This is a genomic window from Rhizobium sp. NFR12 (assembly GCF_900108545.1).
Lineage (GTDB): Bacteria > Pseudomonadota > Alphaproteobacteria > Rhizobiales > Rhizobiaceae > Neorhizobium > Neorhizobium soli.
Window position 1 is genome coordinate 937747 of record NZ_FNWM01000001.1, and the last position, 15507, is coordinate 953253.

Annotated in this window: 15 protein-coding genes and 1 pseudogene; 11 read left to right on the forward strand and 5 right to left on the reverse strand. The window is 61.9% G+C overall.

The genetic code is table 11. The features are described 5' to 3' along the window. Positions 1–93: 93 nt before the first annotated feature. From BLW69_RS04555 to BLW69_RS04570, 4 genes and pseudogenes are all read right to left on the reverse strand, one after another. Positions 94–564 carry a hypothetical protein gene (locus tag BLW69_RS04555; RefSeq protein WP_092660199.1) on the reverse strand — a complete coding sequence of 157 codons (471 nt, stop codon included), beginning with the start codon at positions 562–564 and terminating at the stop codon, positions 94–96. 566 nt (positions 565–1130) lie between these two features. Beyond that, positions 1131–2620, reverse strand: a pseudogene (locus BLW69_RS04560) (DEAD/DEAH box helicase); the annotation flags it as partial. A 427-nt stretch (positions 2621–3047) separates the two neighbouring features. Beyond that, a complete protein-coding gene (locus BLW69_RS04565) occupies positions 3048–3401 on the reverse strand; it encodes a hypothetical protein (RefSeq protein ID WP_062455439.1) in 354 nt (117 codons plus the stop codon). Between the two features lie 276 nt (positions 3402–3677). Next, entirely contained in the window at positions 3678–4019 is a 342-nt protein-coding gene (locus tag BLW69_RS04570; protein ID WP_062455440.1) for a hypothetical protein, read from the reverse strand. Positions 4020–4256: 237 nt separating this feature from the next. On the opposite strand from BLW69_RS04570, the gene BLW69_RS04575 reads away from it, so the two are divergent. Next, positions 4257–7967, forward strand: coding sequence for a response regulator (locus BLW69_RS04575; protein ID WP_092660201.1), 3711 nt, complete (start codon positions 4257–4259; stop codon positions 7965–7967). A 12-nt stretch (positions 7968–7979) separates the two neighbouring features. Here the strand turns inward: BLW69_RS04575 and mnmD are convergent, their stop codons facing one another. Next, a complete protein-coding gene (gene mnmD / locus BLW69_RS04580; RefSeq protein ID WP_092660203.1) occupies positions 7980–8720 on the reverse strand; it encodes a tRNA (5-methylaminomethyl-2-thiouridine)(34)-methyltransferase MnmC2 in 741 nt (246 codons plus the stop codon). A 46-nt stretch (positions 8721–8766) separates the two neighbouring features. Between mnmD and BLW69_RS04585 the strand changes: the two genes are divergently transcribed. The 10 genes from BLW69_RS04585 (at position 8767) to BLW69_RS04630 (ending at position 15478) form a co-directional block, all read left to right on the forward strand. Next, positions 8767–9921 carry an NAD(P)/FAD-dependent oxidoreductase gene (locus BLW69_RS04585; protein ID WP_244508740.1) on the forward strand — a complete coding sequence of 385 codons (1155 nt, stop codon included), beginning with the start codon at positions 8767–8769 and terminating at the stop codon, positions 9919–9921. Positions 9922–10033: 112 nt separating this feature from the next. Beyond that, positions 10034–10741: a DUF1045 domain-containing protein gene (locus BLW69_RS04590; RefSeq protein WP_092660207.1), complete on the forward strand. Its 708-nt coding sequence runs from the start codon at positions 10034–10036 to the stop codon at positions 10739–10741. Positions 10742–10818: 77 nt separating this feature from the next. Next, positions 10819–11769, forward strand: a complete 951-nt coding sequence (gene puuE / locus BLW69_RS04595; RefSeq protein WP_092661049.1) for an allantoinase PuuE — start codon at positions 10819–10821, stop codon at positions 11767–11769. Continuing rightward, complete coding sequence (gene uraD, locus BLW69_RS04600; protein WP_092660209.1) at positions 11766–12263, forward strand: 2-oxo-4-hydroxy-4-carboxy-5-ureidoimidazoline decarboxylase; 498 nt, start codon at positions 11766–11768, stop codon at positions 12261–12263. The genes puuE and uraD overlap by 4 nt, the downstream gene beginning before the upstream one ends. Before the next feature lie 62 nt (positions 12264–12325). Further along, complete coding sequence (locus BLW69_RS04605) at positions 12326–12616, forward strand: nucleotidyltransferase family protein (RefSeq protein ID WP_092660211.1); 291 nt, start codon at positions 12326–12328, stop codon at positions 12614–12616. After that, on the forward strand, positions 12613–12975 hold the full coding sequence (locus tag BLW69_RS04610) for a HepT-like ribonuclease domain-containing protein (RefSeq protein ID WP_092660213.1): 363 nt from the start codon (positions 12613–12615) through the stop codon (positions 12973–12975). Before BLW69_RS04605 ends, BLW69_RS04610 begins: the two co-directional genes overlap by 4 nt. After that, positions 12959–13483: an ureidoglycolate lyase gene (locus BLW69_RS04615; RefSeq protein ID WP_092660215.1), complete on the forward strand. Its 525-nt coding sequence runs from the start codon at positions 12959–12961 to the stop codon at positions 13481–13483. The genes BLW69_RS04610 and BLW69_RS04615 overlap by 17 nt, the downstream gene beginning before the upstream one ends. After that, positions 13480–13836: a hydroxyisourate hydrolase gene (gene uraH / locus BLW69_RS04620; protein WP_092660217.1), complete on the forward strand. Its 357-nt coding sequence runs from the start codon at positions 13480–13482 to the stop codon at positions 13834–13836. The genes BLW69_RS04615 and uraH overlap by 4 nt, the downstream gene beginning before the upstream one ends. Beyond that, positions 13836–14582, forward strand: coding sequence for a metallophosphoesterase family protein (locus BLW69_RS04625; RefSeq protein WP_092660219.1), 747 nt, complete (start codon positions 13836–13838; stop codon positions 14580–14582). Before uraH ends, BLW69_RS04625 begins: the two co-directional genes overlap by 1 nt. Positions 14583–14692: 110 nt before the next feature. Beyond that, entirely contained in the window at positions 14693–15478 is a 786-nt protein-coding gene (locus tag BLW69_RS04630; RefSeq protein ID WP_092660221.1) for a hypothetical protein, read from the forward strand. Positions 15479–15507: the final 29 nt, after the last annotated feature.

Genomic DNA, 15507 nt, shown 5'->3' on the forward strand with positions numbered 1-15507 from the left:
GTCTTCTCCATACTCTATGGAGAAAGTAAGGAATGCACAAATTTCAGCAACCCCAATGACTGCTTGTGGCCGTCACCGCACCAGCCGACCACATCAATCCGGGACGCCGTTTGGAAACAACGTCCGCACGTCGGAAGAGCGGTACGTTTTGGAGCCGCAGTCATCGGCAAAGGCAAGATATTCCGCAAAGAAGTTGGCTCGTAGCCGCAAGAATTCGCGTGTGTTTTTTGTCAAATCGTTCTGTTCGGCAACCGATTTCTCGATCTCGTCCAGTTGCATGTCCAAACTGTCTTTCGGAGCACTCTTTTGACGCTGCTTGTTGACGACACCGTGTGATTCGTCGACAGCTAGCGCCAAGCGCTTGATGCTCAGCTGGAGCCGCTCCTTTTCGACAGCAGCATATCTGATGATGCAGGCTCGCAGCTCTTCCGGGGCGAGAATCGCTGACCGACCGTCGGCAAACTCAGCAGGAACGCCAAACGGAAGCAAATCTCTCGAAATCGAAAAACGGTCCGAGCTCATGTCCGTTGAAAACAGTGCGAAAATCAAAAGCGGGCCAAGCAAGATTTCCTCCCGATTGTCTATGCGGCAGTCATTTGCGGGATACTATTGTACATGAAATCCATTTGAAAGACGCCGTTGCGTCATATCTGCTGGACGAGGATTGAAGTCGATCGGCACCGAAATGCATCTGTCGCTTCGTGGCAGGACGCTGAGAAGAGACGGCTCGCGCCACCCCCAATACCAATACCCCACACAAAAACGGCCGAGATCTCTCCCGGCCGTCTGAACTCTCTCAACCGCTTCTCGCGTTAAGCGCGCGTGGTGCGCTTGCGGCCCTGATGGCCGGCGGCGCGGTGGTCGGTGGGGGCCTGGCCGCGGTTGTCGTTGCCGAAGCGGACCGGGCCGCGACCGTCGCCCTTGGGGGCTGCGGCCGGTGTGTGGCGGTTTGGCTTGGCTTCGCCGGATGCGGCGGCCGCATTGCCCTGATGGGCCTTGCGCTGGCTGCCGGCTTCATGCGCGCCGTGGCTCGCATGGTCGCGGTTGCCGGAACCGGCTGGCTTGGCTGAGCCACGGTTGTCAGGACGACCGCCAGTCTTTGCGCCCGGGTTGCCGAACTGCTTCTTGACCGGACGGAAATCCGAAGTCGAGGACAGATCGTTGTCGGGCGCTACGCTTGCCGCTGCCGGCCGTGCAGCCTGCGAACGGGGAGCCTGGCTTCTTGGCGCTTCTGCACCGTCACCAGCGAAGAACGGCTTGCGGGCCGGACGTTCGCGGCGCGGGCCCCGGGCTTCGCCGGCAGCACCGGCACCGCGGCCTTCGCCGCCGCCGCCATTGCCGCGTGGCTGGCCGCCACGGCCGCCCTTGTTGCCGCCGCGGGCATTGGCGCCGCCACGGTTGTTGTTGCCGTTGGCGCGAACCGGACGGTTCATCGTCTCAGGGCGCTCGCCGGTCAGCGTCTTGATCTCGATGTTCATCAGCTTTTCGATGTCGCGCAGCAGCATCGTTTCGTCCGGTGCGCAGAAGGCGATCGCGATGCCTTCGCGGCCGGCACGGGCCGTGCGGCCGATGCGGTGAATATAGGCTTCCGCGACGTCAGGCAGATCGTAGTTGTAGACGTGGCTGACGGCCGGGATATCGATGCCGCGGGCCGCGACGTCGGTCGCAATCAGCGTCTTGATCTCGCCATCACGGAAACCCTTGAGTGCCCGTTCGCGCTGGCCCTGGCTTTTGTTGCCGTGGATCGAGGCGACCGAGAAACCGATGTTTTCAAAGTGCTTCATCAGCTTTTCAGCGGTGTGCTTGGTGCGCATGAAGACGATCGAGCGGCCATCCGGATTGTCGAGCAGCGACTTGCGAAGAAGGTCGGTCTTGTCACCCTTGCCGGCCACGAAGTGGACGAACTGGTCCACCTTGTCGGCTGCCTTACCCGCAGGCGTCACTTCCACCTTGACCGGGTCGGTCAGGAAGTCGGCGGCCAGATCGGCGATCGCCTTCGGCATGGTGGCCGAAAACAGCATGGTCTGGCGCTTCTTCGGCACCATCTTCGAAATCTTGCGCAGGTCATGCACAAAGCCGAGGTCGAGCATCTGGTCGGCTTCGTCGAGCACGAGGAAGCGAACCGTCGTCAGACCGATCGCGCGGCGCGAGATCAGGTCGAGCAGGCGGCCAGGGGTGGCGACCAGGATGTCGGTGCCCTTTTCCAGCTGCAGCTGCTGCTTGTTGATCGAGACACCGCCGACGACGAGATTGATCTTGAGCGGGCGGCCCTTGATGAAGGTCTTCAGGTTGGCGGCGATCTGGTTGACCAGTTCGCGGGTCGGCGCAAGGATCAGCGCGCGGGTGGTGCGGTTGTCGGGGCGGGTCGCGTCGGCCATCAGGCGCTCGATCAGCGGGAGGCCGAAAGCTGCGGTCTTGCCGGTGCCGGTCTGCGCAAGGCCGATCAGGTCGCGGCCTTCGAGGAGAAGCGGAATTGCCTGGGCCTGGATCGGCGTCGGGGTTTCAAAACCAAGCTCGGTGAGCGTGGCGACGATCTGCTTGGACACGCCAAGAGATTCAAAATTCGTCAAGTCGAATACCTTTCGGGGCGCCAAAAGCGGACGCTCCGAAATGGCACCATGCCATCCGGGCTGCTTGTGGCGTCAAGAACCCCGCGTGATTTGGGAACTTGTGTGTTGGAAATTACTTTCCAGCGCTTGAACCCTCATCCCGAGGGCGATCTATCTGTGCGCCTTGTTCCTTCTTCGCGCTGTCAGTATGGACGCGGGGCAGCTCACGCGGCTGCCGGAAGGTGAAAGCTGGCATGCATTTGGTTGATTTGCCGTCGAAAGTCAAGGTTCTTCTGCAAAACGACGCAGGCTGTCCGCTAGCTGCGACCCGGTAGGCACTCACGTCACAGGGGATTTTCTCGCGTCGTCAGCCCTCCGAGCGGCAGCCACACGGACGGCGATCCCCAAGGTAATGGTCGCGCAGAGTGGCGGCCCAAAACGAAAAACGGCGGTGCATCGCACCGCCATATCGCAAATCTTGATGGACGCCTGGACGCTCTAGTAGCAGACCCGTGCGCGGTAGGCTTCGCCATACTCGTTTTCCACCCATTCATGGTGGCAACGCGGCGGTGGTGGCGGTGCGGCATAATAGGCGCGACGATAGACGACCGGCGGCGGTGGCGGCGGAGCATATTCGTACTGCGGCTCCACATAGACCGGACGCTGCGATCCGGACACGATCGCGCCGCCGATCAGGCCGCCGGCAATCCCTGCCGCGGCACCCAGCAGCACATCGTCGCCGTGGTGACGGTAGTGATCGCGGGCCTGCGCTGCCGGTGCCGTCGCAGCAAGTGCGCCGGCGACTGAGAGAGCCGCAATGCCAGCAGTAATGGTCTTCTTCATGATCGACATGCCTGGTTCCTTTCCCCGTGGTGTTTCGAGGTACGATCAGAGCGTCGCTCTCAATCACGGCGGATTGATGGAGGTTTTATCGCCGTAGTCTGAACGCCTATTCAGACTACACCGTGGAAAAATTGCTTTTCGAAAGGTGTCGGCAACCCAGGGTCTGCCCGGACATTGAATTGCGGCGAAAACCCGGCAATTTGCGGGAGGAATTGTGGCTCGAGCTGTCTGGCGGTTTTGGCGGGCAAGAAAAAGCGCCGGGTCTGAACCCGGCGCCGGAGATGATCAGCAGTTGTTCGTCGTGGTGCCGGAACCGTCGGTCGAACCGCTGGTTGCCGAAGGTGCGCCACCGACACCCGTCGTGTCGCAGCCGCCTTTGCTCGTGCCGTTTCCGGTCGTCATGCTCTTGGAATCCGTGCTGCCCGTGGTCGTCCCATCGTTGGCGCTATTGGACGGCGTTTTGGACGGTGTGTTGGACGGCGTCTGGCCGGTTGTGCCGCTGCTCGTTCCGGATGCAGCGCCTGCGCCAGACGCGCCGGAACCTGCGGATCCACCGGATGCACCTTGAGCGAATGCCGATGTTGCAAGGCCAAGCGTCAGCGTGGCAATCGTCACAAGTTTCATCATCGAAAATTTCCTTTGTTCGCTTCACGTCAGGGTTAACCGGCGTCGGCGTCCAAGGTTTCCTGATGCTGCCGATTTAGTGTCATTGCGTTGATCCTCGATGCGTGAAACGCCCCCGGCCGCACTCCATTCGAACTTGCGAAAACGCAAATATTAAACAACCCTGTGTTCCGGGCAACGTGTTGTTAATACTCGCTATGGTGTTATCGGGTCGGTTTCCGAAAAATGGTGGGATCCCGCATGCGCGGGAGTGAGCGGGGCAGGGTGCACACGAAGAGCGAACGCCTGGAAAGCAAGTTTCTGGAGCGGGCCTGCGCCCGCATCGTGGATCTCCCCGAACCCGCCTATATCAAGAACTGCCGGCTCGCATACGTCGCCGTCAACCCCGCCTATGCGGCCATGGTCGGCGCTCGCCCGGAGGAGCTCGTCGGCCAGACAAGCCGCAGCCTCGGCAGCGATGGCGAAAAGGACGAGCGCAAGGAAAAGGAATGCCGCGCCCTGGTGTTCGGTGCCGAAGAAAAGGCGCTGGCGTTCAACGCCGACGGGATTTTCTCCCACGAGATCCATATCGAACGGTTTCTGACGGAAGACGATCAATCCTACGTCTTCGGCCATTTCCTGCCGGTCGGCGCTGCATCGCGCCCAACGGGTAATGGCGTCCCTGCGCCGCTCGAGACGGCGGCGAAGCCGTTTTCGCTGTTTGAGAACAGTCTTCTCGACGACGCGATCGACATGCTCGAAATGGGCATCGGCATCTACGACCGCGACAATGTGCTCGTTTACTGCAATTCGCAGCTTGTCGACCATTTCGATGCCTGTGGCATCGTCATCAAGCCGGGCATAGCGCTGGAGGACATCATCCACCGCGCCTATGATCAGCGGGAACGTGCGGCAAGCGGCAATGCGTCCGTAACGCTTGCGCCGCGCGAGAAGTGGGTGGAACAGCGTCTCCGTGCCTTCCTCGTTCCCTATCACGAGCGGATCGACAAGCTGCCGGATGGGCGCTGGATGCGCAGTCTCAACAAACGGCTGGAAAACGGCCTGCTGATCGCCATCCGCCACGACGTCACCGACTTCAAGGACCAGGAGATGCTGCTGCGCAGCCAGGTGGCGGAGACCGGGCTTTTCCGCGCCATCCTGGAAGATCTGCCGGCCCCCGTGTTCGTTCGCAACGAAAAGCACGAGCTGACCTATGCCAACCACGCCTACGAGCAAATGCTGGGCAGCGAACGGGAAAACTATCTCGGCAAGACGGAAGCCCAGATGTTTCCCTGGGCGGCGGAGCGGTTCTGGAATGAAAACGCCCGCGTGCTGGACGGTGAGGCGATCGACAAGTCGGAGGATATGACCTTCCCCGACGGTTCGGTCATTCCGGTTCTTACACGCCTGCGCTCGATCGAGGTCGACGACGGCAGCCGCTATCTGGTTTGCTCGCGCACGGACGTGTCGCTGATCAAGGAAGCGCAGCAAAAGGCGGAAAAGGTCAGCCAGGATCTGCAGACGATCCTGTCGGCCCAGCCGGTCGGCATCGGTATTCTCGATGCGGATCTGGTGTTCGAATACGCCAATCCCGCCTTCTATACATCCTGGGATACGGACAAGCGCTTCGATCTCGCCGGCCGTTCCTACCGGGATTTCATGAAGGTCAATTACGACAACGGTATCTATGCCGGCTCGGACCTGGATTTCGATGCGATCTACAATGCCCGCATCGCCGCACTGACAGCCAGCAACGATCATCCGCCGATCGAGATCCGCACCCATGGCGGTCACTACCTGCTGATCTCCGGCACGCAGCTGACCGATGGCAAGATCCTCATCAGCCATACCGATATCACCGCGATGCGCCAGCGCGATGCGGACATCCGGCAAGCGCAGGAAGCGCTGCAGAAACACGGCGCGCTGATGCGCGACGCAACCAGCGCAATGTCTCAAGGGCTGCTCATCCTGCATGACGGCGCGATTATCTTTTCAAACGATGCGCTTGCCGCCATGCTGGAGATGCCGGCCGACATGCTGTCGATCGGCAAAAGCTGGCGCAACGTCTTTGGCTATTGCGCAAAACGCGGCGATCTTGGCGATGCGCGCACCTCGACCGCGGCGCTGCGCGAATGGGAAGCAAGCGTTGCCTCTGGAGAGCCGGTATTTACCTCGTTCCGCGTCGAGGACCGCCGCTGGATCCAGCTCGAGGCCCGCCCGACCGGGGACGACCACTGGCTTGCCGTCTTCACGGATGTCACCGAGAGCAAGGAACGCGAGGCGGACCTGACGCGCCTGCTCAACCGGGCGGAAGCGGCCGACCGGGCGAAGTCGGAATTCCTTGCCAACATGAGCCACGAGATCCGCACGCCGATGAACGGCGTGCTCGGCATGGCCGAACTGCTCGCCAAGTCCAGCCTCGATACCCGCCAGAAGACCTTCGTCGACATCATCGTCAAATCCGGCAATGCGCTCTTGACGATCATCAACGACATTCTCGATTTCTCCAAGATCGATGCCGGCCAGATGAAGCTGCGCAAGGCGCCGTTCGATCCTGTCGAGGCAATCGAGGACGTGGCGACGCTTCTGTCGTCGGCCGCCGCCGACAAGGATATCGAACTGATCGTCCGCGGCGAGGTGTCTGTGCGCGAAACGGTGCTCGGCGATGCCGGCCGCTTCCGCCAGATCGTCACCAATCTGGTCGGCAATGCCGTCAAATTTACCGAAAAGGGCCATGTCTTCATCGACTTGAAGTCGCGGCCGATCGATGGTGACCAGCTGATGCTGTCGATCCGCATCGAGGATACCGGCCTTGGCATTCCCGAAGAAAAGCTTCGGTCGGTGTTTGAAAAGTTCAGCCAGGTGGATACGTCGTCCACCCGCCGTCATGAAGGCACCGGGCTTGGTCTTGCGATCACGTCTGGTCTGGTCGAGCTGTTCGGCGGTTCCGTCGAGGTCGAGAGCGAGCTTGGCCGCGGTTCGGTCTTTACCGTCAACCTGCCGTTTGCCGTGGTTGCCGAACGCAAGATGGAAGTGACGCTGCCGGTCAGCACCAGCGGTGCCCGGGTGCTCGTGATCGACGACAACGCTGTGAACCGCCGCATCCTCACCGAGCAGCTGAGCATGTGGGGCTTCGAGACCGTTGCCGCTGAAAACGGGGCGGAGGGTCTTGCCTTCCTTCACGAAGCAACCAGGCTCGGCATCGTCATCGATGTGGTCGTGCTGGATTATCACATGCCGGAGATGAACGGGTTCGACTGCGCCAAGGCGATCCGGCGCGACAGGCGCTTCGATTTCACCGGCATCGTCTTCCTGACGTCGATGGACATGGCAAACGACGAGACGATGTTTGCCGAGCTCAATGTTCAGGCGCATCTGATGAAGCCCGCCCGCGCAGCCCTTTTGCGCAGCACGATCATCGACGTCGTCCGCGTCATCCGCACCCGGCGCCGCGCATCCGGGCAGGCGGTGCCGCTCATTGCGTCGTCTACTCCAGCCGTCGACACAGCTGGCTCAAAGCCTGCAGAACCGGTGGCGCAACAAAACACCGTCGCTCCCATCGTCAAACCAACGCTCGATGTTCTCGTGGCTGAGGACAACGAGGTCAACCAGATCGTCTTTACCCAGATCCTGCAGATGACCGGATGGCTGTTCCAGATCGTCAAGAACGGGGCGGAAGCCGTCGAGGCCTGGCAGAAGTATGATCCGGCAGTGATCATCATGGACGTGTCGATGCCGGTGATGAACGGCCATCAGGCGACCCGCAAGATCCGCGGACTCGAGACATCGACCGGCACGCATGTCCCGATCATCGGCGTCACGGCCCACGCGCTCGAAAGCGACCGCGAGCTCTGCTTCCAGGTCGGCATGGACGATTATCTGTCGAAGCCAATTAGCCCTGAAGCGCTGGAGAACAAGATCCGTCACTGGCTGGATGGGGCAGTCGTCGTTTCGGCGCTCGACGGCAATTGAGGTCTTGGAGCCTCAGCCCTTGCGTCCGCTCAGCATCTCTCGCTTTCCGGCAAAACCGGGTTGGCGCTCCACGGTGAAGCCGGCCGCCGCCAGATTGCGCCGGACGAAGCCTGCTGCCGCATAGGTTCCGAACGTGCCGCCGATGCGGGTCTTGTCGAACAGCGCCTGCATCAGCTCCGGCGACCACATGTCCGGATTGCGCGACGGCGCAAAGCCATCGAGGAACCACGCGTCGAACTCGTCTCCCGCAGCCGTGACGCCGTCGAGCGCCGGGCCGCAGACAACCGTCAGCGTCGTCTGATCGTCGAGGTCGATGATGATCCGGCCGCTCGGCTCATCCGGCCATGCTTGCGTCAGTGCCTGCCGTTGCGCATCGATTTCCGGCCACCGCGCCAGTGCCCGCCCGATCTCGTCGCGCTGCATTGGATAGAGCTCGAACGATGTGAAATGCAGCCGCGTGCCGGGTTTGCGGAAAAGCGCCCACTGGCGCCAGGTCTCGCAGGCGTTGAGGCCGGTGCCGAAACCGAGTTCGCCGATCCGGAACGTGTCTCCAGCTGGCGACATCTCGGTCCAGCGCTCCGGCAGGCCGTTTCCGGCCAGAAACACATGGCCGCATTCCAGGCGGCCATCGGTGCGGCAATAAAAGTGGTCGCCAAATTCCGTCGAATACGGCATATCGCCGTCATGCCAGTCGAGCGCCGGGGCTTCAGGCGTGGCGTCGTCTTTTACAATTTCGGGATCGTGATTGCTCATGGAAGATGCGGATAATCCTCGAGGTCCCCGGGGTCAATCGCCAGCGATGCCGCATCTCCCCGGCGATCATGTCGATCTCCTGATCATCGGCGGCGGCATCATGGGCCTCTGGGCTGCGGTCAAGGCGGAACGGCTTGGCATCCGCACCCTTTTGGTCGAAGCGGGACGGTTGGGGCAGGGTGCCAGCGGCGGCATTCTGGGTGCGCTGATGTCGCATGTGCCCGACCGCTGGAACGACAAAAAACAGGCGCAGTTCGATGCGCTGGTCGCCCTCGAAGACGAAGTTTCTAGGCTCGAAGGCGAGACCGGGCTGTCCTGCGGTTATCGCCGCTCCGGTCGGCTGATCCCGCTGCCGAAACCGCATCTCAGACCCATCGCCCTACGCCATCAGCAGGAGGCGGAGGTCAACTGGCGGCACGACGGCGATCCGTTCCACTGGCATGTGCTCGATGCGTCCCCCTTCGCATGTTGGCCGGATCCGGCCTTTACCGAAGCCGGCATCGTGCACGACACGTTTGCTGCCCGCGTTTCCCCCCGACATCTCATGGCAGCGCTCGCCGCCGTCCTTGGCAACGCCCGGCATGTCAGCGTGATCGAAGGACTGCCGGCGGAGCGGATCGACCCGGTGGCGAACCGCGTCGAATTTGCCGATGGGCGCTCGATCGGTTTTGGCCATTGCATGATTGCGGCCGGCCCGCAGTCGTTTCCGCTGCTTGGTCCCCTGTCTCCATCCATCTCGGTTCCGCTGGGACAGCCGGTGAAGGGGCAGGCGGCGCTGTTGAAGGCCGATATCGATCCGGCGCTGCCGATCCTGTTTCTCAACGGGCTCTATGTGATCGCCCATGACGATGGCCACGTGGCGGTCGGCAGCACCAGCGAGGAGGAATTCGACGCGCCGTTTGCCACCGATGCCAAGCTCGACGATCTCCTGGTCCGCGCCCGCGCGCTCGTGCCGGCACTTTCCGGTGCGGAAGTGGTGGAGCGCTGGGCCGGGCTACGGCCGAAGGCGATCGGTCGGGAGCCGATGGTCGGTCCGCATCCCGACCATCCGCGCGTCATTGCTCTCACCGGCGGCTTCAAGGTCAGCTTCGGGCTTGCCCACAGGCTTGCAGATGCTGCGCTCGGTTTCGTCATCGGCCAGGAGCACTCGCTACCCGAGAGTTTTATACTTTCGGATCATCTTGCGGTTGCTACGCGTTAAACGCGCGTTTCGGCCCTTTCTCGTCGTTAATCTGTCACGCAAATCGCGTAACCCAATTCGTGGGGTTGATGAGCATGCGTGAATAAACGAACAGGGGCAGAAAAGGTGACGCATGCGCTACGCACTCTATTTTACGCCACCTGCGCATGATCCGCTGACGCTTGCCGCGGCGCAATGGCTCGGCCGCAGTGCCTATTCCGGTGAGGCGATGGAGCCGCCCGAGATCTGCAACCTAGGTTTGCATGAGATCGCCTATCATACCGCGCTGCCGCGTCGCTGCGGTTTTCACGCCACGCTGAAGGCGCCGTTCCGGCTGGCGCCTGAAATCACCGAACAGATGCTGCTGCGCCATCTGATGCGCTTTGCCGGTGCCCATGATCCGTTCGAACTGCCGCCTCTCGAAGTGGCCCGGCTCGGCAATTATTTCGGCCTTGTGCCGGCGCTTCCCTGCGAGCGGATGCGGTTTCTCGCCTGCGCCGTCGTGCAGGAATTCGATGCGTTTCGGGCGCCGCTCTCGGAAGGCGAACTGGAACGCGCCGATCCCGGCGATCTCTCGGCACCGCAGTTTTCCAATCTTCATCGCTGGGGCAACCCTTACGTGATGGAAGAATACCGCTTTCACATGACGCTGACGGGCCCGATGACAGCGGCCGAGATGCCGCGTTTCGAAACGGCCTTGCGCGCCCATTTCAATCCGTATCTGCTGCGTCCCTTGGAAATCGCCAACATCGCGCTGTTCGTCGAAAATGAGCCCGGTGCGCCGTTCCATGTCCATTCGCTGCATCCGATGGGGCGCGTTTCCGCCCGCAAGATCGCCTGAGCGATCACGTTCCGTCTCGACATCGGCGGAAAGGCTGGGCTACCTTCCACAAGAGATAATCGAGGTGGACCATGCCCATAACCATAAAAGACTATCCCCGCGATCTCGTCGGCTATGGCCGCCACACGCCCGATCCGAAATGGCCCGGCGGCGCCAATATCGCCGTGCAGTTCGTGATCAACTACGAGGAGGGCGGCGAAAGCTCGATCCTCGACGATGATCCGGCGTCAGAAAACCTGTTGTCAGAGATCGTCGGCGCCGCCGCCTGGCCGGGCCAGCGCAATCTCAACATGGAATCGATCTACGAATACGGTTCTCGCGCCGGCTTCTGGCGGCTGCACCGGCTGTTTACCGAACTCAACGTGCAGACCACCGTCTATGGCGTCACGCTTGCCATGGCCCGCAATCCAGAGGCCGTCTCAGCCATGAAGGAAGCGGGCTGGGAGATCGCCAGCCACGGTTATCGCTGGCTGGAATACAAGGATTTCGATGAAGCGCGGGAACGCGAACACATCCTTGAGGCGGTGCGCCTGCATACGGAGCTTACCGGCGAGCGTCCCTACGGCATGTATCAGGGCAAGCCTTCCGACAACACGCTGAAGCTTGTCATGGAAGAGGGCGGTTTCCTCTATTCATCCGACAGCTATGCCGACGATCTGCCCTATTGGGTGCCGGGGCTGGATGGCAAGCCGTTCCTGATAATCCCTTATACGCTGGAAACCAACGACATGCGCTTTGCCACGCCGCAGGGTTTCAACACCGGCGATCAGTTCTTCACCTATCTCAAGGATGCGTTCGACACGCTTTACCGGGAAGGCGAGGAGGGGGCGGCAAAGATGCTGTCGGTCGGTCTCCATTGCCGCCTCGTCGGGCGTCCGGGTCGCGTGGCGGCGCTGCGCCGTTTCATGGAATACGTGCTCTCCCACGACAAGGTCTGGCTGCCGCAACGCATCGAGATCGCCCGCCACTGGCACGCCCATCACAAGCCATCGGATGCGTCTGTGACCAGCATGGTGACCGATCGATGACCGCCCGCAACGATTTCGTCGCGACCTTCGGTGGCGTGTTCGAACATTCGCCCTTTATCGCCGAGCGCGCCTATGACGGCGGCATGATCTTCGTGCCGTTGACGGCGAAGGGCGTGCATGAAGCGATGGTGGCGGTCTTTCGCGCCGCGGACCCGCAGGAGAAGTTCGGCATCCTCAACGCCCATCCGGACCTTGCCGGCAAGCTCGCCATCGCCGGCGGATTGACTGAAGAGAGCAAAAGCGAACAGGCCGGCGCCGGTCTCGATCGTCTGAGCCCAGATGAGCACGCACGCTTCACCGAACTCAACGCCGCCTATGTCGCAAAATTCGGCTTCCCCTTCATCATCGCCGTGAAAGGCCTGACAAAGGACGACATCCTCGCCGCCTTCGAGACCCGCGTCGGCAACGACGCCGATGAGGAGTTCAAGACCGCCTGCGCCCAGGTGGAAAGGATCGCGCATCTGCGGCTGCTTGCGCTTTTGCCGGAGACGTGAGGGGGTTGCTTTCTTCGCCGTCGCTTGTGGCCTATATTGGATGGATAACGAGTGGTGGCCACATGAGACCGTCGGAAGCGCTGGAGAAGAACAGGGGAGTGATCCGGGAGATTGTCGCCCGTCGGCAGGTCTTCAACGCGCGCGTCTACGGTTCCGTCCTGCGGGGCGAGGATCATGCCGGAAGCGATCTGGATATTCTGGTCGACCCGTCGCCGAACACATCGCTTTTTACTCTTGGCGGGCTGCAATGGGAGCTCGAAGAAGCACTCGGCGTTCCCGTCGATATCAAGGTGCCCGGCGACTTTCCTCCCAATTTGCGCAAGCGCATCGTTTCTGAAGCGCTTGCCATATGACGGGCGGTCGGCTGGAGCTCTACGTAGAGCGCATGTCAGTCGCGGGATCACGCGCTATTGCTTATGTCGACGGTGCTGACCGCGTATCATTCGGAGCGGACCAGCGGACGCAGGATGCGGTAATCGCCAACATCGCTGCGATCGGCGAATGCGTGACGAGAATCATGGACAGGTTTCCCGAATTCGCCGCCGCTCACCCGGAGGTGCCGTGGCAGGATATCAGGGCAATGCGCAATCGGGTCGCGCATCAGTATTTCGATATCGACGTCGATACGGTGTGGCGCACGGTGACGATCGATCTTCCCGACCTTCTCGACCAACTCCAATCTCTGCGCAACTTCCATGCCCAAGGCGAATGATTTGACCGACCCCGAACCCCTCCACATCCTCCCGCTCACCAAAGCAGCATTCGCAGCCTATGGCGACGTGATCGAGGCCGATCCGGCGACGATGCGGCTGATCAACAACGGCACGACGGAGCGCTACCATGGGCTGGCCTCACCGGTCGTAGTCGGGGCCCCGGAGCGGCTGATCTTCAACATTTTTCGCGGCCAGCCGCGGAGTTTCCCGCACGAGGTCGGGATGATGGAGCGGCATCCGTTCGGCAGCCAGAGTTTCATGCCACTCTCCGGGCGGCCGTTTCTGGTGGGCGTTTCCGACGACGAGGACGGCCGGCCGGGGCGTCCGAAAGTCTTTCTGGCGCAGCCGCATCAGGGCGTGAACTATTTCGCCAATACCTGGCATCATCCGCTGATGGCCCTAAGCGAGGTCAGCGACTTCCTCGTCGTCGACCGGGACAACACGGCGGCAAACCTCGAGGAATTCTTCTTCGACAAACCCTATCGCATCACGGAGCCCAGCCTATGACCGGCCTCACCACCCATGTGCTCGATACCGCGAGCGGTGCGCCTGCCTCGGGGCTCGTCATCGACCTCTACCGCATCGACGGCGACGTTCGCGAAAAACTCATGACGGTCACGACCAATGCCGATGGCCGCATCGATGGCGGACCGATCCTTTCCGGCGACACCTTCATTGTAGGAACCTACGAGCTCGTCTTCCATGCCGGCGATTATCTGCGTGCCCGCGGTGTCTCGCTGACCGAGCCGGCATTTCTCGACGTCATCCCGATCCGCTTCGGCATGTCCGATGTCTCGGCCCATTACCATGTGCCGCTGCTGATCTCGCCCTATGGCTATTCCACCTACAGGGGAAGCTGATGCGCTTTGCAGCGATCGCCGATATTCACGGAAACTGCGCCGCACTCCAGGCGGTGCTTGACGATATCGCCAGCCTCGGCATCCGCGACATCGTCAATCTCGGCGATTGTTTCAGCGGCCCGCTGGAGGCGGACCGGACCGGTGACCTGCTGCTGCTTCTCGATGAGGCCGCAGCGCAGACCGTGCGCGGCAACCACGATCGCTACCTCCTGGAAACGCCACCCGACGCCTTGGCGGCCTCGGATCGGCACGCGCACGGGCAGCTGGCACGGCGGCATTTCGAATGGCTGCGCAAACTGCCATTCACCAAGGTCTGGCGCGACGACGTTTACCTGTGCCATGCGACGCCGGAGAACGACAATCTCTACTGGCTCGAAACGGTGTCCTCGGACGGCCACGTGACGCTGCGGCCGCAAGCCGAGATCGAAGCGCTGGCCGAAGGCATCGCGGAATCGCTGATCCTCTGCGGTCACAGCCATGTCGCCCGGATCGTTCAGCTTTCCGATGGCCGGCTGATCGTCAATCCCGGCAGCGTCGGCCAGCCCGCCTATGACGACGATGCCCCCGTCTATCACAAGGTCGAAACGGGCCACGCTTTGGCGTCCTACGCAGTAATCGAAAAGACCGACAAAGGCTTTGCGCCGACACTGCGCACCGTTGCCTACGACCACATGGCAATGTCGCGGCTTGCCGCGAAAAACGACCGTCCCGACTGGGCAAGCGCGCTCGCGACCGGCAGGGTGTGAGGGGCGGCCGGCTCCCCCTCCAGTCTTCATCCACTGCAAAAATTCCGACGGAAACCATTCCGCAAGGCTTCTTCCAGATACTCCCCTGCGACGAGACAGGGGATGATTCGATGGCTCAATCACGCGCAAAACCGGCTGCGAAGCGCAAGCGCAGCGCCGAGAACAAACGCTCTTCCTCGCGTTCGGGCGGTTCGCTCTGGCTTTGGGGGGCAGCCCTTGTCGTGGTCGGCGGCTCGATCGCGCTTTATGATCATTCGACTGCCGCGCGCCGGTTCGTGACCAGTCTCACCACCACGAAGCCGGTTCAGACGGCATCACGGCCCACCCAGCGCGACGATCATCCAGTGCCGCCGAAACCGGTCGTCGCCGCTGCGCCCCTGCATCGCCCGGTCACGCCGCGGCCGGCCGCTGCGATAGACCAGAGCCAGACGGCCGCAATCATTCCGCCGGCGCCGATCGGCAAGCCGGGGCTGGACGCGGTTGCCGCACAGTCGGCGACTCAGCCGGGGGCGCCGAGAGTGGGCGAGAAGCTCGCAGGCGCCTATGAGGCAAAGTTCTTTCTCTGCGGCACCGCCAAGCAGGACGACTGCGTCGTGTCCGCCGACCGGTTCGTCTTCCATGGCCAGAAGATCCGGCTGGTCGGCGTCGAAGTCCCCAATATCGCCAAGCCCCGCTGCGAGGCCGAGCGGATCAAGGCGAGCGATGCCAAGCTCCGAGTCCGCGCATTTCTCGATTCCGGCCCGTTCGACCTGATGAGCTGGCGCGGCAACGATGCGGCGGTCGATGGTCACCAGTTGCGCGAAGTCACCCGCAACGGCCGCTCGCTTGCCGATATCCTCGTCAACGAGGGATTGGCGAAGCGCCCGGGCGCCGGCAAATCCGGCTGGTGCTCCTGAGCCTCAGCCGCTTTTCGCCGTGGCCTCTG